The 21,617-nt window shown below is 70.4% G+C and carries 22 protein-coding genes; 13 read left to right on the top strand and 9 right to left on the bottom strand.

Annotated features, from left to right (window positions below; translation table 11 throughout):
- The first annotated feature begins 107 nt into the window (after positions 1-107).
- From BMY89_RS20580 to BMY89_RS20570, 3 genes are all read left to right on the top strand, one after another.
- A complete protein-coding gene (locus tag BMY89_RS20580) occupies positions 108-782 on the top strand; it encodes an ABC transporter ATP-binding protein (protein WP_092381662.1) in 675 nt (224 codons plus the stop codon).
- The gene (locus BMY89_RS20575; RefSeq protein WP_092381661.1) at positions 779-3,076 is read left to right on the top strand and encodes an FtsX-like permease family protein; all 2,298 of its coding nucleotides are present in this window, start codon (positions 779-781) and stop codon (positions 3,074-3,076) included. Before BMY89_RS20580 ends, BMY89_RS20575 begins: the two co-directional genes overlap by 4 nt.
- A 70-nt stretch (positions 3,077-3,146) precedes the next feature.
- Positions 3,147-3,389, top strand: a complete 243-nt coding sequence (locus BMY89_RS20570) for a polysaccharide deacetylase family protein (RefSeq protein ID WP_092381660.1) — start codon at positions 3,147-3,149, stop codon at positions 3,387-3,389.
- Between the two features lie 109 nt (positions 3,390-3,498).
- On the opposite strand, the gene BMY89_RS20565 is transcribed toward BMY89_RS20570, so the two are convergent.
- On the bottom strand, positions 3,499-4,818 hold the full coding sequence (locus tag BMY89_RS20565) for an aspartate aminotransferase family protein (protein ID WP_092381659.1): 1,320 nt from the start codon (positions 4,816-4,818) through the stop codon (positions 3,499-3,501).
- An 86-nt stretch (positions 4,819-4,904) separates the two neighbouring features.
- Between BMY89_RS20565 and BMY89_RS20560 the strand changes: the two genes are divergently transcribed.
- The 3 genes from BMY89_RS20560 to BMY89_RS20550 all read left to right on the top strand — a co-directional run bounded on the left by BMY89_RS20560 (position 4,905) and on the right by BMY89_RS20550 (position 7,221).
- Entirely contained in the window at positions 4,905-5,828 is a 924-nt protein-coding gene (locus tag BMY89_RS20560) for a LysR substrate-binding domain-containing protein (RefSeq protein ID WP_092381814.1), read from the top strand.
- A gap of 137 nt (positions 5,829-5,965) precedes the next feature.
- Positions 5,966-6,499 carry a DUF1697 domain-containing protein gene (locus BMY89_RS20555; RefSeq protein ID WP_092381658.1) on the top strand — a complete coding sequence of 178 codons (534 nt, stop codon included), beginning with the start codon at positions 5,966-5,968 and terminating at the stop codon, positions 6,497-6,499.
- A gap of 359 nt (positions 6,500-6,858) precedes the next feature.
- Positions 6,859-7,221: a VOC family protein gene (locus BMY89_RS20550; RefSeq protein WP_232521447.1), complete on the top strand. Its 363-nt coding sequence runs from the start codon at positions 6,859-6,861 to the stop codon at positions 7,219-7,221.
- A gap of 390 nt (positions 7,222-7,611) precedes the next feature.
- Here the strand turns inward: BMY89_RS20550 and BMY89_RS20545 are convergent, their stop codons facing one another.
- Positions 7,612-8,496 carry an aminoglycoside phosphotransferase family protein gene (locus BMY89_RS20545; protein WP_092381656.1) on the bottom strand — a complete coding sequence of 295 codons (885 nt, stop codon included), beginning with the start codon at positions 8,494-8,496 and terminating at the stop codon, positions 7,612-7,614.
- 287 nt (positions 8,497-8,783) lie between these two features.
- On the opposite strand from BMY89_RS20545, the gene BMY89_RS20540 reads away from it, so the two are divergent.
- Positions 8,784-9,524 (top strand): phosphotransferase, encoded by a 741-nt coding sequence (locus tag BMY89_RS20540; protein WP_269766879.1) that lies wholly within the window; start codon positions 8,784-8,786, stop codon positions 9,522-9,524.
- A gap of 193 nt (positions 9,525-9,717) precedes the next feature.
- On the opposite strand, the gene BMY89_RS20535 is transcribed toward BMY89_RS20540, so the two are convergent.
- Both BMY89_RS20535 and BMY89_RS20530 read right to left on the bottom strand, forming a co-directional pair.
- Positions 9,718-10,209: a MarR family transcriptional regulator gene (locus tag BMY89_RS20535; RefSeq protein ID WP_232521445.1), complete on the bottom strand. Its 492-nt coding sequence runs from the start codon at positions 10,207-10,209 to the stop codon at positions 9,718-9,720.
- 8 nt (positions 10,210-10,217) lie between these two features.
- Complete coding sequence (locus BMY89_RS20530) at positions 10,218-11,465, bottom strand: FAD-dependent oxidoreductase (RefSeq protein WP_092381653.1); 1,248 nt, start codon at positions 11,463-11,465, stop codon at positions 10,218-10,220.
- A gap of 228 nt (positions 11,466-11,693) precedes the next feature.
- Between BMY89_RS20530 and BMY89_RS29980 the strand changes: the two genes are divergently transcribed.
- Positions 11,694-12,203, top strand: coding sequence for a hypothetical protein (locus BMY89_RS29980; protein ID WP_111313856.1), 510 nt, complete (start codon positions 11,694-11,696; stop codon positions 12,201-12,203).
- Here the strand turns inward: BMY89_RS29980 and BMY89_RS20525 are convergent.
- Entirely contained in the window at positions 12,128-13,036 is a 909-nt protein-coding gene (locus BMY89_RS20525) for an alpha/beta hydrolase family protein (RefSeq protein WP_092381652.1), read from the bottom strand. The two genes, BMY89_RS29980 and BMY89_RS20525, sit on opposite strands and share 76 nt — an antisense overlap.
- Positions 13,037-13,096: 60 nt before the next feature.
- Between BMY89_RS20525 and BMY89_RS20520 the strand changes: the two genes are divergently transcribed.
- Positions 13,097-13,657 carry a helix-turn-helix domain-containing protein gene (locus BMY89_RS20520; protein ID WP_232521475.1) on the top strand — a complete coding sequence of 187 codons (561 nt, stop codon included), beginning with the start codon at positions 13,097-13,099 and terminating at the stop codon, positions 13,655-13,657.
- Positions 13,658-13,735: 78 nt separating this feature from the next.
- Here the strand turns inward: BMY89_RS20520 and BMY89_RS20515 are convergent, their stop codons facing one another.
- The gene (locus BMY89_RS20515; RefSeq protein ID WP_170147761.1) at positions 13,736-14,557 is read right to left on the bottom strand and encodes a maleylpyruvate isomerase family mycothiol-dependent enzyme; all 822 of its coding nucleotides are present in this window, start codon (positions 14,555-14,557) and stop codon (positions 13,736-13,738) included.
- Positions 14,558-14,681: 124 nt separating this feature from the next.
- Positions 14,682-15,080, bottom strand: a complete 399-nt coding sequence (locus BMY89_RS20510; RefSeq protein ID WP_092381649.1) for a YciI family protein — start codon at positions 15,078-15,080, stop codon at positions 14,682-14,684.
- A 220-nt stretch (positions 15,081-15,300) separates the two neighbouring features.
- Here BMY89_RS20510 and BMY89_RS20505 point away from each other — a divergent pair, with 220 nt between their 5' ends.
- The 3 genes from BMY89_RS20505 to BMY89_RS20495 all read left to right on the top strand — a co-directional run bounded on the left by BMY89_RS20505 (position 15,301) and on the right by BMY89_RS20495 (position 18,384).
- A complete protein-coding gene (locus BMY89_RS20505; RefSeq protein ID WP_092381648.1) occupies positions 15,301-16,449 on the top strand; it encodes a M20/M25/M40 family metallo-hydrolase in 1,149 nt (382 codons plus the stop codon).
- Between the two features lie 57 nt (positions 16,450-16,506).
- Positions 16,507-17,676 carry a carboxylate-amine ligase gene (locus tag BMY89_RS20500; protein ID WP_232521444.1) on the top strand — a complete coding sequence of 390 codons (1,170 nt, stop codon included), beginning with the start codon at positions 16,507-16,509 and terminating at the stop codon, positions 17,674-17,676.
- 108 nt (positions 17,677-17,784) lie between these two features.
- Positions 17,785-18,384, top strand: coding sequence for a nitroreductase family protein (locus BMY89_RS20495; protein WP_372433272.1), 600 nt, complete (start codon positions 17,785-17,787; stop codon positions 18,382-18,384).
- On the opposite strand, the gene BMY89_RS20490 is transcribed toward BMY89_RS20495, so the two are convergent.
- A complete protein-coding gene (locus BMY89_RS20490; protein ID WP_092381646.1) occupies positions 18,355-19,959 on the bottom strand; it encodes an NAD(P)-binding domain-containing protein in 1,605 nt (534 codons plus the stop codon). The two genes, BMY89_RS20495 and BMY89_RS20490, sit on opposite strands and share 30 nt — an antisense overlap.
- A 239-nt stretch (positions 19,960-20,198) precedes the next feature.
- Between BMY89_RS20490 and BMY89_RS20485 the strand changes: the two genes are divergently transcribed.
- Positions 20,199-20,741 (top strand): carboxymuconolactone decarboxylase family protein, encoded by a 543-nt coding sequence (locus BMY89_RS20485; RefSeq protein ID WP_092381645.1) that lies wholly within the window; start codon positions 20,199-20,201, stop codon positions 20,739-20,741.
- A 12-nt stretch (positions 20,742-20,753) separates the two neighbouring features.
- Here the strand turns inward: BMY89_RS20485 and ku are convergent, their stop codons facing one another.
- Positions 20,754-21,548, bottom strand: coding sequence for a non-homologous end joining protein Ku (gene ku / locus BMY89_RS20480; protein WP_092381644.1), 795 nt, complete (start codon positions 21,546-21,548; stop codon positions 20,754-20,756).
- Between the last annotated feature and the right edge of the window lie 69 nt (positions 21,549-21,617).

The following is a 21,617-nucleotide window of genomic DNA, read 5'->3' as shown; positions in this document are numbered from 1 at the left end:
CGACTTCGACGGTACGACCGGTGCATCGCCGGACCGATGCACGGACCTCGTACCCGCACCTAACGTCACGGCCGTCCAGACGACCGGCCTGACCCGAGGGGCGACACATGACCGACCCGGTGATCGAACTACGCGGGGTGACCCGCCGCTACGACGAGGGCCCGCCGGCGCTGCACGACGTGTCGCTGACCGTGCAGCCCGGCGAGTCCGTCGCCGTGCTCGGCCCGTCCGGCAGCGGAAAGTCCACGCTGCTCAACCTGCTCGCCGGCCTGGACCGACCGGATGCGGGCACGGTGGCCGTCGCGGGCACCAGGTTGGAGAAGCTCGGCGAGGCCGCGTCGGCCCGCTTCCGGCGCGCACACGTGGGCCTGATCTTTCAGTTCTTCAATCTGCTCGACGACTTGACCGTGCTGGACAACGTGCTGCTGCCGGCCCAACTGGCCGGCGCCCCGGCTCGCGTATCGCGCGAACACGCGACCCGACTGTTGGACTCGCTCGGCATCACCCGGCACGCGCACGCGTACCCGGGACGGCTCTCCGGGGGCGAACGCCAGCGCGTCGCCGTCGCCCGCGCCCTGATCAACCGCCCCGCGCTCCTACTGGCCGACGAGCCGACCGGCGCGTTGGACACCGCCTCGGGCGAGGACGTCCGGCATCTACTCGACGAACTGCACCACAGTGGCCAGACCATCGTGCTCGTCACCCACGACCTGCGGCTGGCCGAGGCATGTGCGAGCCGCACGATCCGCCTGCGCGACGGCCGGGTAGAGGTGGCAGGGTGAGCGGCCTCAGCCGGGTAATCCGGTCCGGCGTACGGCGTCGCCGGGTGCAGACCATCGTCATCGGACTCGTTACGGCGGCCGCCGTGACCGCCACAGTGCTCGGCGCCGGGCTGCTGGTCGCGTCGAAGGCACCCTTCGACGACGCGTTCGCAGCCCAGCGGGGGGCCCACCTGACCGTGCAGGCGGACACCGGTGTGGTCACGGAGGCGCAGCTGCACGCGTCGGCCTCGGCACCGGGCGTGGTCGCCGCCGCCGGCCCGTACCGGGTGTTGGTGGTCACCTTCGCGGAGCGCGGAGGGATGCGGATGCCGCCGCTGACCATCGTTGCCCGCGCCGATCCTGGCGGCCCTGTCGACCGGGTCGAGCTGGCCGGCGGACGGTGGCCGGCCGGCCCGGATGAACTTGTGCTGGGCGGCGGCGCCATCCGCATTCCGCCCGGCGTCCGCCTGACCGCACCCGGCGGCACCGAGTTCACCGTGGTCGGTACGGCCCGGTCGGTCAGCGACACCGCCAGCGCCTGGGTGCTGCCGTCCGCAGTCGGCGCACTCGACGGGCCTGGAACGGCAGATGGATACCAGATGCTTTACCGGTTCGCGGATGCGAGCACCGCGACGGAGGTCGAGAGCGGCCGCGACGCCGTGCTAGCGACGTTGCCGTCCGGTGCGGTCACCGGCGCCCGGTCTTGGCTCGACGTGCGGCAGCGCGCCGTCGAGGACGCGGCCGTGTTCGTGCCGTTCCTCGTCGCGTTCGCGCTGCTCGGCATCGTGATGGCGGTGCTGGTGGTCGGCACGGTGGTCGCCGGGACGGTGGGTGCCGCCACCCGCCGGATCGGCATCCTCAAGGCGCTCGGCTGCACGCCGACCGGCATCGTCCGTGCCTACGTCGCGCAGGCGCTGTTCCCGGCCACCGTCGGTGCCGTCGCCGGAACTGTCACCGGGAACCTGATCGCGCTGCCGGTGCTGGCCGAAACCGGGCAGCTCTATGGCTCGGCGAACGCCACGATCGCCTGGTGGGTGACTCTTCTGGCCGCTGGCGGGGTGCTGGCGGTGGTGGCGGTTACCGCGTGGGTGGCCGCGCTGCGGGCCGGCCGGCTACGTACTGTGGATGCCATCGCGGTCGGGCGGGCGTCCGGCCCCGCGCGCGGCCGACGGGCATCGCGCCTGGCGGCGCGGCTGCCGGTGGCCAGGCCGGTGGGGCTCGGCCTGGCCCGCCCGTTTGCCCGGCCGGTGCGCACGATCGCGATCCTGCTGGCGGTCGCGACGGGCGCGGCGGCAGTGACGTTCGCGACCGGGCTCGGTGCGTCGCTGCTGCGAATCCAGACCGCCCTCCAACAGAACGTCGCGGACGTCACGGTGGGCGGCGACCCTGCCGCCGGACCCGCCGCCGCTCCGACCGTCGATCCCGCGACCGTGCTGGCGACGATCGACGCACAGGAGGGCACCCGAGCCAGATACGGCCTCGCGCAGGCCCCGGGCACGGTCGTGGGCGTACCCGACCCGTTTCCCGTCACCGCGATAACCGGCGACGCGGCGTGGGACGGCTTCGAGATGGTGTCCGGACGCTGGTTTACCTCCCCCGGCGAGGCCGTCGTTGGCGGACGCCTGCTGACGGCGACCGGAGCCCGGGTCGGTGACACCCTCACGGTCCAGGTCGAGGGCACGCCGGTGCGCCTGCGCATCGTCGGTGAGGTTTTCGAGTCCGGTATGGCGGTGTTCACCAGCACCGCCACGATTGCCGGTTGGAACCCGGTCGATTACCGGGTCGGGCTCACCCATGGCACCGATGCCGGCGACTACGCGGAAACGCTGACCGGCGCGCTCGCCGCCCAGGGCCTGACCGCGCGGCCGAACGGCCTGGGGACCGACCCGCTCCTCGTGGCCGTGCAGGGACTGACCGCCACGCTGACCCTGCTGCTTCTCGCGGTGGCCGCGCTCGGTGTGTTCAACATGCTCGTCCTCGACCTGCGCGACCGGGTGCACGATCTCGGCGTACACAAAGCGCTCGGCATGACGCCGGGCCAGACGGTCACGATGGTGGTCGCGTCCGTCGCCGGGGTCGGGCTGGTCGGCGGGCTGCTCGGCGTACCCGCGGGCATGGCGATGCAGCGGCTCGTCGTCCCCATGATGGCCGCCAGCGGCGGCCTGCACCTGCCGGAGACGCTGCTCGACGTATACGGGCCGGTCCCACTGGCGGCGTTGGCGCTGGGCGGGCCGCTGACGGCCCTACTCGGAGCGCTACTGCCGGCCGGGTGGGCGGCCAGGACCCGAACTGCGACGGCCCTGCGCACCGAGTAGCGCGGAACCCACAGGGTGCTTCCGGCCGCCGTACGGTTCGCGTACCCCGCAGGTCATCGACTGGCTCCGGGTGCTGGAGCCGACGACCGCGCTGTGGGACGCGGAGGCGGCGAACCGGGCCATGCCCGGCGCCGACGTCGTCGCCCAACGGATCCTGGACCAGGTTCGGCCCGGCTCCGTCATCCTGCTGCACGACGGCGGCGGCGACCGCGCACAGACCGTTGCCGCCCTCCCGCCGATCATCGAAGGTCGCCTCGCGGGCGGTTGTCGCTTCGTGCCCGTCGAGTCGTTCACGCCGACGCTGATCAATTGAGCGGATCATGTTTCACACCCCCATGTCCACCGGCACTCCATGGTCGAATGGAGCAACATGATGCGTGATGACCTGTTCGCCTACGTGGCGGAACGGGTGACGCGGCCGGTCAGGCCGGCGCCGCTTCGCCGATCGCCTGGTCCAGGATTTCCAGACCGAGGGCCAGTTCGTCCCGCGTCGTGGTGAGGGGTGGTGCGATCCGGAAGGTGCTTCCCATGCCGGGCAGTTGCACGACATTCATGTGGAGGCCGAGCTCGAGGCAGCGGCGGGTGACGTGGGTGCCGAGGACGTCCGAGCCCTCTCGCGTCTCCCGGTCGAGGACAAGCTCGATCCCCTGCATCAGGCCGCGCCCCCGTACGTCTCCCACCACGTCGTGTCGGTCTCTGATGTCAAGCAGGCCGGCGCGCAGGAACTCGCCAAGTTCTCGGGCCCGTACGTCCATCTGCTCCTGTTGGAGGACGTCGAGCACGGTGTTGCCGACGGCGGCGACGAGGGGGTCGGACACATGTGTGGTGTAGAAGAGGTAACCCAACTCGTGTGCCCGTTGTTCGATTTCTTCTGTCGTGATCATCGCGGCGAGCGGTAGGCCGGCGCCCAACGTCTTGGACAGCGTGAGGATGTCGGGCACTATGTCGTCACGTTGGAAGGCGTACCACGTGCCGGTGCGGCACAGACCGGTCTGCGCCTCGTCGACGATCAGCAGCATGCCGCGCTCACGGCATTTGCGTGCCAGGGCGACGAAGTAGCCCGGCGGTGGCTCGATGATGCCGCCAGAGCTGAGGATCGGCTCGACGATGCACGCCGCGAGACTTCCCGACGACTGGGCATCGACGAGGGTGAAGCCGTAGTCGAGCTGGCGCTGCCAGTCCAACTCGCCGTCAGGGGTGGTGAAGTCGGGGCGGTACGGGTTGGGCGTGGGAATCGCGAAGTTTCCCGGCGTGGGCCCGTAGCCCCGGTGGCCGGCGCTGTACGTTGCGGCGGCCGCGGCGTGCGTCATGCCGTGCCACGACTTGGCGAAGGCGACGATCTCGTGTTTGCCCGTGACGAGCTTGGCCATCCGGATGGCCGCCTCGTTCGACTCGGCGCCGGTCGTCAGCAGCAGCGCCTTCTCCAACGGCGCGGGGAGGGACTCGGCGAGCCGGCGTGCGAGGTCGACGACCGAGCGGGACAGCATGCCGCTGAACAGGTGGTCCAGCCTCGCGATTTCCCGCTGCACCGTGTCGACGATCGCGGGATGGCAGTGCCCGAGAATGGCGCTCATCTGGCCCGAGGTGAAGTCCAGGATCCGCCGGCCGTCAGCGGTGTACACGAAGCTACCGGCCGCGCGCTCGATGATCTCGGGCGTGAACGATCCGCCGTAGCGCACCAGATGGCGGGCAGCGTCGGACCAGAATTGTTCGGCGGTACTCCGCTTGGTGGTCAGCGTCATGGGCCTCACGATAGGAGTGTTCGTTATGCACGAAAAGCTCGTGTTTCTGGCTACGCTGTGCGGAATTCGTGCACAAGGAGTTTCCGATGCGGCTCAACACAGCACGCCTGGAGATGCTCAGCCTGCTGGACGGCCTCGGCACCATGCGGGCCGTCGCCGCAGCCCTGCACATGAGTCCGTCGGCAGTGTCAGCACAACTGGCGGTGCTGGAGGCGGAGACCCACACCGAACTTCTGCGGCGCAGCGGCCGACGCGTACAGCTCACGCCTGCTGGGCGTACGCTCGCCCGGCACGCCCGCATCATCCTTGACCAGGTCAAGGCTGCTGAGGCGGACCTCCGGGGCCGCTCCGGACAACCGACGGGGCCGGTACGCCTCGCGGCGTTCTCCAGCGCCATACGGACCGTCGTCATTCCGCTCGCCGCGCGGCTCCGGGAGGCGCATCCCAGGATCGAGCTTGAGGTCGCCGAACTGGACCCGCAAGCCAGCCATCCGGCCCTACGCCGAGGCGACTACGACATCATCGTGGCCGCGGACTTCATCGACGGCTCCATGCCGCTGCATCCTGACGTGCACACCATTCCCCTGCTCACCGACGCCATCGTGCTCGTGCTGCCGCGGCCGCAGGTTGCCTCTGACGCACCGGCGGACCTGGCCGACTTCGCCGAGGCGGCCTGGTCCATCGACATGCCCGGCACATACCTGTCCAACCTGGTGACGAGCGCCTGCCGGCAAGCCGGCTTCGAGCCAGTCGTGGCTGGCCGCTTCGCCAGCTACGAGCTGCTCCTGGCGCATATCGAAGCTGGCCTGTCCGTGTCGCTCCTGCCCGAGCTGGCCGTGGACCATCGATACCACGTCGCCACCCGCCCGCTACGCCGACCGTTGACCCGCCACGTCTACGCGGCCGTTCGCAGCCGCTCAACTCTCACCACAGCGAGCCAGATCGTCCTTCACCAACTTCGCGACCTCTCCGCGACTCCGCTATCTCGGCATGAGCGGATACCGGCCTGACCGACACGCCTGCGGTGGCCAGGCGATCCGACCGGCCCACCGTGATGGATATGGCCAATGAGCGCACCGCACTCCGTTCGGCGAGTCATGGCTAAGCTCGCAGCGACGACAGACCCAAGGCCAGTGAGGGGGAGACGATGGCGCGCTACGCGGTCCTCCTGCGCGGTATTAACCTCGGCAAGGCCAGACGCGTGGCCATGGCCGACCTTCGCACGGTGCTCACGCTGAGCGGGTACGAGAACGTCGCCACGTTGCTACAGAGCGGCAACGTGGTGCTGGACGCCGACCAGCCGGCCGAGGAGCTAGGCAGGACGATCGAGCAGCTGATCGAGGAGCGGTTCGGATTCGCCGTCGACACGATCCTGCGCAGCCACGACCAGCTGACGCGCATCGTGGCGAAGAACCCCCTCGGCGACGTGGCGACCGACGGCTCGAAGTACGTCGTGGCGTTCATGGCGGCGCCCCCGCAGACGCCCGTCGGCGCCGTGCTGGATGGCGCTGACATCGGCGACGACCGCTACATCGTCGACGGCACCGAGATGTACATCTGGTGCCCAGGCGGCCTGCGGGACAGCCCGCTGATGACCGTCCTCGGCAAGGCGAGGAGCGGACCGTCGACGACCGTGCGCAACTGGAACACGGTAGAGAAGCTGCTCACGATGATGGGATAGGACGCATAACCGGCCCGAAGGCCTCGTCCTGTCTCAAGCGGACGACACGAAGCACTGACCAGGCCATCCGCATACCCCAAGCCACGATGAGAATGACTCCTCGATGGCCGACGATCACGGCGCCGTCGGTGAGCCGGGCGCTCCGGAACGACGTCATGATCCTGATCGCTGCACCCAGTCGCACCCGGCGACCACCACCAGACGCCCCTGTCCCGCAGCCAGGTGGCACCTGTTGCGGCAGATTCGGACGCCGCGACACGTCATCGTCGGAGCGCTCCGCACGCCCGTCCCGACGCATGGTCAGCGGGGCCTGCACCGTGGCGTGGGGTCGCTAGCTACCGTCAGAGCCAGTATTCCGCATGCCAGAATCCGACATGACGATTCGCCGTGCCGTACCCGATGTCACAACTGCTGACCCGGCCGCGAGCAGCGGCTTTTACCAGCTTCTCGGCTTCCGCGAGGAGATGAACCTGGGCTGGGTGGTCAACCTGGTCTCACCATCCAATCCCACCGCCCAGGTCATCCTCATCACCAAGGATGCTGCGGCCGCGGTAAATCCGGACCTCAGCATTGAGGTCGACGATGTCGACGCCGTCTACGAGGCGGTACGCGGGACGGGCGCAGAGATCGTGCACCCGATCACCGACGAGCAGTGGGGCGTCCGGCGCTTCTTCGTTCGCGACCCGGACGGCAAGGTGGTCAACGTCGTCAGTCATCGCTGACCGGCAGGAGGGCGAGATCGGTGCCCGGCGAGGATGACGTCGGCCAGCCGGGCTACTGCGCGATGACGCAGTGAGGACCCGCCGATGACTAGATCAACACGAACTCTACTGTCCCTTCGAGCCCCTATCGAGCCGCCTGGCGGATTGGTTGAGCGTCGCCTCATCAGGACGGGGCCGACGAGGCCGACCAGGTCCGCGCTCTGGCCGAGGAGTGCCCAGCTCATCGTGCCCCGCATCCCCGGCACGCACTGCTGCGCCGAGATCGGTATGGGCAGAGGCTGGCGCCACCGCGATCAACGCCGAGGACGTCAGCCGGCCCAGCTTCGCGGTCGGGCTCTCGACGCTGCCGTCCGGGGCGTCGCCCGACGGTGATCGCGTCGCCGTCGCAGGTCAGTCGTGGCGGTGACGCACGATGTAGTCGACGTAGCGGATCGTGTCCTCGCGGTCGTCCTCGCTGATCGAGTCCCACAGGTCCGCCAGCCAGTAGAGCGAGACCGACAGCATCCAGGCCCACCCGCGTACCCAGGTCGCCTCGTCGAACCCGAGCGCCTCCCGGTAGGCAGCCCTCGCGCGAGCATCGAACAGGCTCCAGCCCGGCCGCACCTCGACCGCCGGATCGCCGCGGCCGAGACCGCCGAAGTCGATCACCCCGGTGAGCCTGCCCCGGTCGACCAGCAGGTTGCCTGCCAGGAGATCACCGTGCAGCCATACCGGCGGTCCGGGCCACTCGTCCGCCGCCATCGCCTCGTCCCACGCCGCGGTCACCGCCCGTCCGTCGATCCGGTTGCCCAGCGCCGCGATCGACCGGCGGGTCACCTCGTCCCGCTGCACCAGCGGTACGCCGCGCTGAATCCCCTCCTTGAGAGGCCCGCCCATCGGGTCGATCGCGATCAGCGCGCGCACGAAGCCGGCGAGGTCGACGGCGAGGTCGACGAGGTCCTGCCCGGCTTCCGGATTGCGCCCGTCCAGCCACGGGACGACCGTCCACGGCCACGGATAGTCCCCGCCCGGCCGGCCGACCGCTACCGGCACTGGCACCGGCACCGGAAGATGCGGCGCCAGCCGCGGCAGCCAGGTCGAGTCGGTCGCCACCTGGTCGACCGCCCACTGCGCCCGCGGCAGCCGTGCCGTCAGGGAATCACCCAGCCGGAACAGCGCGTTGTCGGTGCCGTTCAACGGCTGCGCAACGATCGGCAGGTCCGACCATTCGGGGAACTGCTCGTCGATCAGGGCGCGTACCTGCTCGACAGCGACGACGATCTCTCCTGGGCGCATCGGCGCGACCGTAGAACCCGCTCGATCATCCTGTCAATCGCATTCGGACCGCGCCGAACCGTGTGCCGGATCGACCGCCTGTACGGCGGCCTCGGCCTCGGCGGCGAACCCGCCGGTTCCGCCGTCGGCGTGCAATCCGGCCGGGTCGTCACCGTCCCCGGACGGTCTTCCGGAGGCGCCTCCTGCTCCATCAGGAACAACGGCACCCGTTGGGATAGCGCAAGGGGGGTCGTCCCATCTGGGTGAGGAGCGCCTGCAGGTCCGCGTGATCTTCGCAAGCCGGTAGCATGTGGCCAGTGGGGTGGGAGGCACTCGGGCGGTGGGGTGACGACGCGGTTCGCGTCGAACGGCTCGCTGGCGGAGTTGCCAACGATGTGTGGAGCGTGCGTGTCAATGAGCGTCTCGCGGTAGGTCGTCTCGGCACCAGGAGCGACGCTGATCTCGCGTGGGAGACCGAGCTTCTCCGATACCTGGACCGTGCGGGTCTGACCGTGCCGGTGCCGACCCCGGCTGCGGATGGTCGGCTGTTCGTTGACGGTCTGGTGGTGATGACCTATCTGGATGGCGGGCCGCCTGAGACGGCGGCTGACTGGCGTCGCGTGGCCGGCACGCTCCGCGAGCTGCATCGGTTGACGCGGGGCTGGCCGCAGCGCCCGGGTTGGCGATCGTCGACCGACCTCCTGCACGCCGAGACCGGGACGAGGATCGACCTGGGCGTGCTGCCCGCTGAGGGTGTTGCTCGGTGCCGGGCAGCGTGGGCGCGGCTCGCCGGACGTCAGACGTGCGTCGTGCACGGCGACCCCAACCCTGGCAACGTCCGGATGACCGCGAGTCAGGTTGCGTTGATCGACTGGGACGAGTCGCACGTCGACGTCCCCGACTTCGACCTTGTGTTGCCCGGCAACGCTGCTGGCCTCGACGACGTCGCGCACGACATCGCCGCGCAAGCGTCGGCCGCGTGGGAAGCCGCCGTCTGCTGGGGCGACGAGTACGCAGTCAAGCGGCTCGCCGAAGTTCGAGCGATCTGAGAACCCGTTCGTCGAATGGGACTGTTGGCGGGTCGTCGCCCCGACATCTGAGCCCGGGGTGACGGCGCTGGCCTTCGCCGAGGACCCGGAGCTGGGGACGATCTCCACTCCGCACGGCCGAGTGATCCGTCGGCACGGGCGGCGCGCGCAGCCGTGCGGCCGAGCGCAGGCTCGGTGGCGATCGGGAGCGCGGTCAGTCCCGCGAGGCCGCCTCAGGCAGACCACTGCGGAGGCGGTCCAACTCGGCGAGGTACATCGCCTGCATGCGGTCATGGTGCCGGACCAGCAGCATGACCTCCTCGACGCTGTAGCCCTCGATGAGCCGCTCCGCCCGCTCGGCGAACCGCTCGTACGGTCGCTCCAACTCGGCGATCCGCTCCGGGCGCAGGGTGACGATCACCCGCCGCCGGTCCGCCGGATCGCGGTCGGCCGTCACGTAGCCCGCCTGCTGGAGCCGGCGGAGCATGCTGGTCACCGCCCCGGTGGTGAGGTTGGTCCGCTCGGCGACCTGCCCCGCGGTGGCGGATCCGACGTCCGCCAGGTAGTCCAGGCACTCCAGGTCGCTCACGGTGAGGCCCAGCCGCTCCGCGATGGCGTACCGGAACACCATGGACAGTCGCGACGTCTCCCGCCCGGCGCGCATGAGGTCGGCGATGGCGGATGCACGGGCCGGCTCGTGGGACATGCCGGCAATCATGCCTCCGGTACGGTGACCCGGTGCAGCCGAGGTAACACGCGGGTCAGCATCCAGTGGGGTGCGGCCGCGCCCCCGGTGAGGCGGCGCATCAGCCTGGCGGCGGTGTCGACGGCGCGGAAGGCGTAGGGCACCATCTCGTTCTGGTAGCCGGCGATCGCCTCCTCCACCGGCGTGCCGTTCGCCCGGGCCTCGACCAGCCGGTGGCCGAGCAGGGCGGCGTCGCGGAGCGCGGTGTTGCCGCCGTGAGCGCCGAACGGTGGCATGGCGTGCACGGCGTCGCCCATCATCGTCGCCCGGGGCACCGCCCACTGGCGTGGGCGACGGCCGGTGGCGAAGAGGTTGAGCACCGTGGTGTCCAGTTCGGCCGTGTCGACCAGCCGTCGGATGAGCGGGTGGAAGTTCGCACTCATCCGGGCGGCCAGTTTCCACAGCGCTCGCAGTTCGCCGCGGACGTCGAGGGGCACCTCCTCCTGCCGGAGCAGCAGTGCCCACATGACGTAGTCGTCGCCGGTGGGTGCGTAGCTGCCCGGGGCCAGGCGCGCGAACGCCTCCCGCGGGCGTTCGCCGAACCGCATGGAGGTGAAGAAGAAGGCGCGGCCAGGGCGGTCGGCGATGGCCAGGACCCCGCTGGTACGCAGCGCGTCCGGGATGATGCTCTCGCCGTTGCGCCGTAGGGGCGACCGGCCGTAGATGCCCGCCATCGGGGTGTTCGCCGGGTCCGCGTCCGGCATGAGCTGCGCGCGCAGCGCCGAGCCGACGCCGTCCGCGCCCACCACGACGGTTGCCGCGGCGGCCCCGCCGTCGGAGAACCGTAGCCGCGGCCTTGCCGGGTCGCCGCTGTCCACCGCGACGGCGGTCTTGCCGTAGTGGATGCGCCCGTCCAGCCCGGACTGCAGGATCGACCGCAGGGTCAGCCGGTCGACCTGGCGGGTCGCGTGCGGTTCGTCCTTGAAGTTGATGGTGAACGCGTCCCGCAGCCGGCTGTCGGTGAAGCGCAGGTGCCCGCCGGGCTCGTCGCCGGTGGTCAGCGCCAGGCGGTACAGCGGGCGGGGCAGGCTCTCGCGCAGCGCCTCCAGCCCGTACCGGTCGAGAATGATCCGGTGGCCCTGCCGCCGGACGAAGGGGCCGGGATCCCGCTCGTAGACGTGCACGTCGATGCCGGCGCGCATCAGGTACTGGGCGAGGCAGAGGCCGGAGAGCCCGGCGCCGGCGATGGCCACCGAGAAGTCAGTCGATATGCTCATCCAGTTATCTTAATGGCTAAGATAATCTGGGCAAAGTCGCCAGCATGGGAGTCCGCCCTTCTGCCTCCTCGCCCTCCAACTCCAACGGGCTGACCGGGTGGTGACGCTGGAGCCGGCCGGCAGCGACTGGGCGGAGCGGTTCGCCACTTCGGCTACGACCCGGCCGGTCGCTTCCGGACGGCATCGAACACCATCACCGGCATCAACCTGATCATCGCGTACAACTCGATGTCGCAGGTCGCCACCATCACCTACGGCTCCGGCAACGTCCGCTCACTCAGTTGCGGCGGTCTGCAACGGCTGAAGACGGAGACCCTGAAGAACGGGGCCGGCACCACGACCCTCGGCTCGATCAACTACGGGTACGACGACAACGGCAACGAGACCTCGAAGGTTGTCACCGGCTTCGCGGGTGGCAGTTCAAACACCTATACGTACGATCTGGCGGACCGGCTCACCTCGTGGAACGACGGCACGACCAACGTCGCGTACGCGTACGACGACTCGGGCAACCGCACCCAGGTCGGTGCCCGGACGTTCAGTTGGTGGCCAGGCCGAGGCGGTACCGACGGTGATCGCCATCGACGGCAAGATATTGGTCCCGGTCGCGTTGCGGTGGGTGTCAAGAGGGCGCGCGCCGGCATGGCGGGGGCACCGGGCGGTCAGCTTGCGAGACGGATCCGGGCCCATGCCGCGATGCGTTCGGTGACCCAGCCATCCATCGGCCCGCGGAGCTGAGCTCGGTACCGCCACAGTCCTGGCTGCCCGGGGTCGCGGCGTAGCAGGTGGGTGAGGTCGGGCGGCACTTCACCGTCGAACGGGCCGGTCACCAGCCGGCCGATGCGTGAGACGTCGGCCGGGTCAACCTGGACGTCCTTGCCGCCGGTGATCGCCAGCACCGGCCGGTCGATGACGGCCAGGTCCGGGCCTGGGTCGTGGGCCAGGTACTCGCGTAGCCAACGGTCGGTGAGGCGCGAGCGGGGCATCCGGTCGTGTCGGTCGGTGGTGGACCGGCGGATTCGGTCGCGCTCGCGGGCCTGACGGCGCACCAGTACCGGGCCCAGCGGCCGCAGAAGCCGCGGCAGCGTGGCTGCGATCCGGTCGCTCTGCCAGGCCATTACTTGGTCGCCGGGCTGTGCGGCACCCGCGAGCAGCACATAGCCGGCGGGCGGTGCCACGGCCCGTACGAGGTTGGCCGCCACCACCGCGCCAGTCGAGTGCCCGACGACGAAGACCCGCTCCGGGTCCACCGCGGGGTGGGCGCGCAGCGCGGCGAGGGCGGCTGCGGCGTCGCGGCACTCGTCGTGGAAGCCGGTGCTCAGGTAGTCACCCTGCGAGGTACCCACGCCCCGTTTGTCGTAGCGCAGGGTGACGCAGTCGTGGTCGGCCAGTGCCACCGCGAGCTCCCGGCCCAGTCCCAGTGCCATCCCGGGCATTGCGGAGTCGCGGTCGATCGGCCCGGAGCCGTTGATGAGCAACGCGGACGGGTGACGGCCGTCCCCGTCTGGCCGACTGAGCGCGCCGGCCAGCAGCGCTCCCGCAGCCCTGATCTCGACACTCTGCTCCCGCAACGATCTACCCTTTATTCTCACTTCTGAGAAGCATCGGAGCTCAAGCTAACATTCTTGATTGTGATAATCAACGCCGAGCCGGCGCGATCCAGCGCCGGAATCGTGGAGACCGTGCTGCATCCGGGCCGGCTGCGCATCGTGCACGCGCTCATGGACCGCGAGCTGACCGCACGCCAGCTCAGCGCCGAACTCAGCGACATCCCTCAGGCGTCGCTCTACCGACACGTCGGGCGCCTGGTAGACGCGGGGGTGCTGCGGGTGACACGCGAGGAGCGGGTGCGTGGCGGCACGCAGCGCACGTACACGGTGGTGGAGTCCGCGGTCACCCTCGGCCCCCGAGACTTCGACGCGGCCTCTTCGGCCGACCACCAGCGCTACTTCGCCGCGTTCGTCGGCGCGCTGGTCGCCGGATTCGACCAGTACCTGCGGACCACCGACGCCGCCCCCACCCGCGACGGCGTCGTGTACCAGCAGATTCCGGTCTGGACCACTCCTGCCGAATCGCGCCAGCTCGCCACCGCGATCACCGAGCTTCTGCGACCCCTGCGGATGCGGACGGAGGGCCGGCACCGGCGCCGGACGACGTTCGCGATGGTCCTGCACCCTGACCCGGCCCCGTAGCGGGCACCCGTTCATGGCCGACACGGGGATGCCAGTATCGGCAGGCGTCGCCGCCGGAACGGGCGCGCCGGGAATCCGTCACATCACCTGGCGGAGCACCCCCAGGGGCGCGCGGACCGGCTCCGGTGCCGTCAGCGCCTGCGCGAGATCCGGTTCGCGGCCGGTGAGGCTGTCCAACACCTCGCCGGCCGCCCCGTGCCCCTGCGCGTCGCCGTCCGCACCCGCCACGACGAACACGTCGTCCTCTGCGACGCCGATCTCGTACCGCGTTTCGGTGATGTCCCGCAGTGCGAGCGTGGCGGCCGGCGGGTGGCCGGCCAGCACACCGACGCCCCCGGCGAGCAGCAGACCGTACATGGTGACCAGGGGGAAGTCCTCGGCCCGCGACTCCGGCTCGAAGCCCAGCGCCAGGGCCACATCGCGCTCGTGGATCCAGGCATCCCAGAGCATGTGCAGGGACAGGGTCGACCAGTGCAGTTGACGGCCGCTCGGCGAGGGCATCAGCGGGCCTTCGGGCCCGGCCGTCCGGGCCTGGAACAGCTCCCGCTCCCGTTCGATCAGCACCGCAAGGGTCTGAATAGTCTCCTCCGGGTTCTGTGCCGGCGAGTCCGCCAGCCACAACTGCGGGGTGGTGGCCGGCAGGATGGGGCCGTGGCGCAGGAACCGCTCGACGTCCGGGCTGCCGCTGAGCAGGGCGATGTGCAGCTCGGCCACGTTGACCACGTGCCGGACCACGTCGTGCACCGACCAGGCGGTGCAGCGGGACTTCGCCGCCCAGCCCGCCGGATCGAGTTGGGTGACGAGGCGGAGGAAGTTTGACCGCTGGTGCTCAAGCGCCGTGCCGATTGGTTCCGGGCCGGCGTTCAGACCGCGCTTCTCGGTGAGTACAAGGTCAGACAACGGACTACCCTTCGGAGAGCGGATGGATGACTGGACCTAGCCGCCCGCGCCATCGGGGACGAAGTGTCGGTCCATGGGCAATCATCGGAAACGGTCGGCTCGTTACTCCACATTGGCCTGTAGGTCAGCCGGATAATCGCGGAGGTTGTGCCCCGACCACCGGGCGCAGCTCGACCGGGTGGTTGAGGGGGCGCGCCGAGGTGCCGGGCGCGGCGGAGAGCAGGGCGGCGATCTCGATCGCCCGCCGGGGCCTCGCGCAGTCGATCAACCAGTACCCGGCCAGGGCGCGAGGGCCGGAGAAACGCCTCATCGTCGACGCCGGCCCGGCGTTGGCGCGGACGACCAGCGCCCGCCGATGATGGGCCAGCGTATGACTGCTCACCAGTTCCCCGGTGGTGGTCAGGGTCTGGTTGAGGTCGTCGAGGTACCGGAAATGCGTGCGGAGGTCGGCGTTGCTCCAGCCGATCGTGCCGGGTACCGCGATGCTGTCGCGGTCGAGCCAGCTGAGCAGGATGTACCGCACGGTGACCTCCCTGGCGTGGCGGTGAAGCGGCGCTCACCTCATGGGTCGAAGCAGGGGGTGCGGTTCTCGACATTCGTCTGCGTCGAGTGCGCAACGACATCGACAAATAGGCGGTGCGAGTTCTCGCAGACTGCCGAAGTCGCCAGGCCGATTCACTACGAAACCGGCATACCTGCCATGTCGCCGCGTCGCCGGTCCGTCCGTGATGGACGATCGAACGATGACGGGCGTCAGTGACATGTGGGGTCAGGCGCGGGACCGGCTGCCGGGGATGACCGCTCGACTTCGCGACCTGGTCGGTTGCGAATCCCCGCCAGGGGCTGCCGGGCAGTTGGCTGCCTGTGCCGATCTCCTGGAGAACTGGGGAAACGCGGCCCTCGGCAGGCCGGCGCGACGGGTGTGGCTCGACGGCCTGCCCCACCTGCTGTGGCCGGCCGTGCACCAGCGGGTCCTGCTGCTGGGGCACTACGACACGGTGTGGCCCCCGGGCACCGTCCGGGACTGGCCGTTCGCGGTCACCGGAACCGTGGCCACCGGCCCGGGTGTCTGCGACATGAAGGCCGGAATCGTGCAGATGCTCGCCGCGGTGGAGCTGCTTCCCGACCCGTCACAGGTGGGGTTTCTGCTCACCTGTGACGAGGAGAGCGGATCGCCGGCCTCGCGCCCGCTGATCGAACAACAAGCGGCACGCTCCGGCGCGGTGCTGGTGGGCGAGCCGAGCACCGAGTCGGGCCACGTCAAGATCGCGCGCAAGGGCGGCTCCGTGTACCGGGTGACGGTGCGTGGCCGGGCGGCGCACGCGGGCGTCGAGCCGCACCGGGGCGTCAACGCGGGCGTCGAGCTGGCGCACCAACTGCTCGGCGTCGGGACACTTGCCGCCGACGGTACGAGCGTCACGCCGACCGTGCTCACCGCAGGCACGATGACCAACGTCGTCCCGGAGGTGGCGGTGATGCACGTCGACGTGCGGGCGTGGAGCCGTGATGAGCTGCACCGGGTGGACGACGCGTTGCGTGCCCTCGTACCGCGGCTGCCCGGCGCCTCGATCGTCGTCGAAGGCGGCGTCAACCGCTACCCGATGCCCGAGGCGGTCGCCCGCCCCCTGCTCCATCAGGCCCAGGCGGTCACCGCCGAACTGGGGCTGCCCGCCATCGACGGCACGTACGCCGCCGGCGCGTCGGACGCCAACTTCACCGCCGCCCTCGGCGTGCCCACCCTCGACGGGCTCGGCGGTGTCGGCGGGCACCCGCACGCCCGGGGCGAGTACGTGGATCTGGCCCGCGCACCCGAGCGGGTCGCACTGCTCACCGGCTTGATCAGGCGGCTCCTCGCGGCGCGCGACCACCCGCTGACCGCACTCGCCCCGTAGCCTGGCGGCGGGCCGCGACGACGCGGCGTTGCCAGGTGACCGGAAGGCGGCGAACGGGTGCCTCACCAGCGGATCCACGGCTCGCCCGACCCAGCCGGCACCCGGGTCGGGGTGGAGGAGGAGTTCTTCCTGGTGGACCGGGAGAGCCGGACGGTGGCACCCGGAGCCGCCAGCGTCGTGGCGCGGGCGCGGGAGCAGCTCGGCGACCGGGTCTGCGGGGAGATCAGCACCGTGCACCTGGAGACCCGGACCCGCCCGGTCACCTCCCTACGAGTCCTGCTGGGCGAGCTGGCCGAGGCGCGCCGGGTCGTCGCCCGCTGCGCGGTGGACGAAGGACTCCGCCTCGTCGCGTCCGGCACGCCGATCATCCAGGCCGACGGTCCGGCACCGATCGTCGAGGGCCCGCGTCCGGCCCGGGGCACCGCCATGTTCCGTGGCCTGCACGACGACCTGGCCATCTGCGCGCTGCACGTGCACGTCGAGATGCCCGACCGCGAGTACGCGGTGCAGGTCAGCAACCACCTACGGGCGCACCTTCCGCTGCTGATCGCGCTGAGCGCCAACTCGCCGTACTGGCGTGGACGGGACACCGGTTACGCGAGTTGGCGCACCGTGATCTGGTCGCGTTGGCCGGTCGCCGGGCCGCCACCCCGGTTCACCTCGGCCGCGCACTACGAGCAGACCGTGGCGGCCGTCGGCGCAGCCGGTGCCACTGTCGACTCCGGCACGCTGTTCTGGGATGTGCGTCTGTCGGCCACCCACCCGACCCTGGAGATCCGAGCCGCGGACGTGCCGGTGACGGCAGCGGAGTCGGCGTTGTACGCGGCGCTGGTCCGGGCGCTCGTGGTACGCGCGCTGGCGGCGGTGGAGCAGGGCGAGGCCGACCACGACGTGCCGGCGGAGCTGTTGCGCCTGGCGTACTGGCGTGCCGCCCGTGACGGGCTCGACGGTGAGCTGCTCGACCTGTCCACCGGTCGGCTCGTACCCGCTGCCGCCATGGTGACCGGGCTCGTGGCCTCGCTGCGGCCGGTGCTGGAGCAGCTCGGTGACGGTGAGCTGTTGGACGGGTGGCTGCGCCGGTTGCTGGCCGCCGGCAGCGGCGCCCACCGTCAGCGGACCGTGGGACGCCGGACGGGCCGCCCCGCCGACGTGGTCGACTACCTGATCGCCAGCACGGTCAGCGGCACCGGCACCCGGGAGCCGGCCGAAGAGAGCTTTCTGCCGTAAGCGGTGACGGTCGCGTCGCGGGATGCTGGATCGGTAACCGATGGCAGGAGGCGGTCGATGGACACGACGGGCGGCGGCCACCGGACGGTGGGGCGCGACGAGGCGGAGATGCTCAGCGTGAGTCGGGCCTTCGCGGACCGGATGGCCACCAGGCGGTCCTTGCGGCACTTCTCCTCGCGGCCGGTGCCGGTGGCGGTCGTCGAGCAGGCGGTCCGCGCGGCGGCCACCGCCCCGAGTGGGGCGAATGTGCAACCGTGGCGGTTCGTCGTGGTGACCGATCCGGAGCGGAAACGACGGCTGCGCGCGGCCGCCGAGGCGGAGGAGCGGGAGTTCTACGAGCGCCGGGCCACGGCCGACTGGTTGGCCGCGATCGCGCCGCTGGGCACCGACTGGCGTAAGCCGTTCCTCACCGACGCGCCGGTGGTGATCGTCGTCTTCGAGGTGCACCAGGGGCCGAACACGCCCAGGCCCTACTACGTCAAGGAGTCCGTCGGGATCGCCGTCGGCGTGCTCATCACCGCCCTGCACCACGCCGGGCTGGCGACGCTGACCCACACGCCCTCGCCGATGCGCTTTCTCAACGAGGTCTGCGAACGCCCCGCTGAGGAGCGGCCGTACGTGGTGATGCCCGTCGGCTACGCGGCACCGGAGGCCACGGTGCCGTGTCTGCGCCGCAAGTCACTGCAGGAGGTTATGGTCCGGCTCTGATCCGCTGCCGTGTCGCGAACGGCCGAGCTCCTGGGCGAAGTACCGGCACAGCGGTTCGATGTGCCGGTCGGCACGACGCCACTCGGCGAGCAGATCCTCCAGCAGATGAAGCTCGTCCACCAGTGTCTGGCCGTGGTAGCGGCGGATGACGGGGTGGATGAAGGCGCTCTCGGCCGCGCGTTGCGGCTGCGGGTGGCGTTCGATGGCGAAGACGTCGCGGTAGTCGTCGCGGCCCCACCGTAAACCGAAGGTGTAGTAGTGCGCCTGGTCGTGGAACCGGGCGCGGACGTAGTCCTCCGGCAGGTCGGCGTAGTGGCGCACGGTGCCGGTGGAGTCGTCGACGACCAGGGCGTCGCAGAGGAACTCGAACTGGGTCCACAGTGCGGAACTCCAGTTCACCCGGTCCAGCACGAGCGAGGTGAGGATGCCGGGATCCCGGGCGACGTCGCGGTGGGGCAGTGGGACACCTTCGTACCGCTCGCGCAACAGCGCGGTCAGCGTTCGCAAGTTGTAGCGGAAGCCGTCGATGAAGGCGGAGGACGCCCGTTTGAAGTCGCGGTCCTGGGCGATGGTCCCGGCGAAGTAGAGCCCGTCGACGTTCGTCGACTGCCAGTCCGGGCGGGTCGCCGGCATCCGGCCGCTGGGCACCAGCTCCGGACGGCAGCCGGCGGTGAACAGGGAGGTGTCCATGGCGAAGCCGGTGCAGCGCAGGACCGAGTCGTACGGCAGCACGGCTGTCTCGCCGTCGGCGTGCGTGTAGGTCAGGTGGACCTCGTACCGGTGGTCGTCGCGGCGGATCTCGTCGATGACGCAGTCGAGCACCGCGTGCAGCGTCTTGAACTGGTAGCTGTCCAGCACCGCTCCGTGGTGGCCGCGTACGTCTCCCGGGTGCTTGGTGTTCCAGGCCAGGCGCAGCGGACGCGGGCTGGCCAGGTGCACCATCGCGGCGTGGCCGAGGATCGCCGAGGCGGTCTCGAACGCGGAGTTGCCCTTACCGATGATCAGTACCCGTTGACCCGCGTAGTGGCGCGGGTCGACGTCCATCTCCTCGTAGCCGACGGCGTGTTCGATGCCCCGGATCGGCGGGACGTTCGGCCGGCCCCAGCCGGTGGCCACCACGACGCATCGGGCACCGATCGGGCCGGTCGCGGTGTGCACGACGAAGCCGTTGCCGGTGGCTTCGATTCGCTCGACCGCGGTGTCGAACCGGAGCCGCAACTCGTGGTGGCGGTGAAAGTCGTCCAGGTACCGCACCATGTCGTCGGCGTGCGGAAAGTACTCCTGGCTGTACGTCGGGAAAGGCAGGTCGGCGGGTTCCTGGAGCAGCGAGTTCCAGTCCCAGCGCAGCCGGATCTCCGGATCGTCGCTCACCGCGTGCACCTTGTTCAGGGAGATCAACCGGCGGTGTCGGGGGAAGTGGCGGAAGAATCCCGCCGGCGCCGACTCCCTCTCCAGGGTCAGGTAGTCGCAGCCGGCCTGGTGCAGGTAGTAGCTGAGCTGCAGGCCGGCCGGGCCGCCGCCGATGATCACATAGCGGTGCCGTTCGGTGACGTCGGGATCGTAGGTGTCGTCCATCCGCTGCGCCTCCCGTAGTCGGTGCTGTGGACAGAGACGTTCCCGACCCCGGTGGGCGCTGTCAACGGGCACCGGGCGGGTGGTCCCGTCGGCGGGGCCGCTGCCCCGGTGAACGACGGCCGGCACCGGAAAATTGAGCACGTACGAAGAAACCCGCGACCGGTGTGTGTGTCACCATCCGGACAACCCGCTGCGTCGCGACGTCGTGACGAGCAGTCATCCACATCGGAGGTGTCATCATCGCGCACATCGATCTGGGCCTCGACGAAGTGCAGAACCCCGGAATCATCGGCCTGATGCGGTATCGGCCGGAGACCGCCAAACCCCTCAACGAGCTGGCCGAGGTGCTGCTGCGCGGCCCGAACTCGCTGAGCCGGGGGGAGCGGGAGCTGATCGCGGCGTACGTCTCCGGCCGCAACGAGTGCGAGTTCTGCTGTACCTCGCACTCGCTGTTCGCCGCCGCCCAACTGGACGAGGGCCTGCCGTTGGTGCGGCAGGTGCGCGCCGATCCCGACGCCGCGTCCATCTCGGCCAAGCTGAAGGCCCTGCTGCGTATCGCCGCGGCGGTGCAGCAGTCGGGTCGCGACGTACGCGCCGAACTGGTGACATCCGCCCGCGAACAGGGCGCGACCGATGTCGAGATCCACGACACCGTGCTCATCGCGGCGGCCTTCTGCATGTTCAACCGCTACGTCGACGGGCTGGGTACGGTGGCGCCGGAGGGGCCCGACGGGTACGGCGAGTCGGTGCGTCGGGTCGTCGAGCAGGGCTACGGTGTCTGAATTCGGTCCGGCCTACGCGGCCTTCGTGGCGCGCCGCCGGCGCGACGGGGCCGGTTGCGCCGGCTGGACCTCTGCCGTGGGTGGCGGTTGCGCCGGTGGGGCGTCCGCCGCCCCAGGTGGCTTCGCCGCGTCGCCGCCGACCTTGGCGGCCACCAGCTCCAGCACGGCGGCGCGGTAGTCGTCCCGCTGGCCACCGGGGTCGAACCGCTCGGTCATCGCGTCGACCAGAGAGGTCGTCCGGGCGAGTTCCGGGGCCGGCACCGCCACCGGGGCGGACAGGAAGGGAAACTCCGGCACGCGTAGCTCGTCCGGCCAGATCATGGTGTGCAACATCAGCATGTCTCCGCGTACCCGGATCGCCGCGAGGCGCTCCACCTGGCGGAGCGCCACCCGGGCGAGGGCCGTGCGTCGGCTGTCCCGCAGCGCGTCCCGCAGCAGCGTGTACGGCAGCACCGCGACGTCGTCCGGTTCCAGGAAGTATGTTCGGTCGTAGAGGATGGGGTCGATCTCGTCGGTACGGACGAAGCGGCCCACCTCGATGGTGCGCAACATCGGCGGCCGCAGGGCGGTCAGTTCCTCGTCGCTGACGACGACCAGCTGCCCGTCGTCGACCTCGTACCCCTTGGCGACGTCCTCGTAGGCCACCTCGCGGTCGCAGTCGTCGCAGAACCGGCGGATGCTGATCCGGCCGCCGTCGTCGCGGTGCACCTGCCGGAACCGGATGGTCCTCTCCTCGGTGGCGGCGTGCACCCTGACGGCGATCGACACGAGACCGAAGGAGATTGCGCCCTTCCACATTGCCCGCATTCGCGCTCCCGGCTGGTCGTGTTCCCCTGCCGTCAGCGTGGCACGGCCCGCCGGGCAGTCGCTTCCTTC

The organism is Micromonospora phaseoli, assembly GCF_900109115.1.
Classification (GTDB): domain Bacteria; phylum Actinomycetota; class Actinomycetes; order Mycobacteriales; family Micromonosporaceae; genus Micromonospora; species Micromonospora phaseoli.
This window is presented reverse-complemented; position numbering and strand designations above follow the sequence as displayed.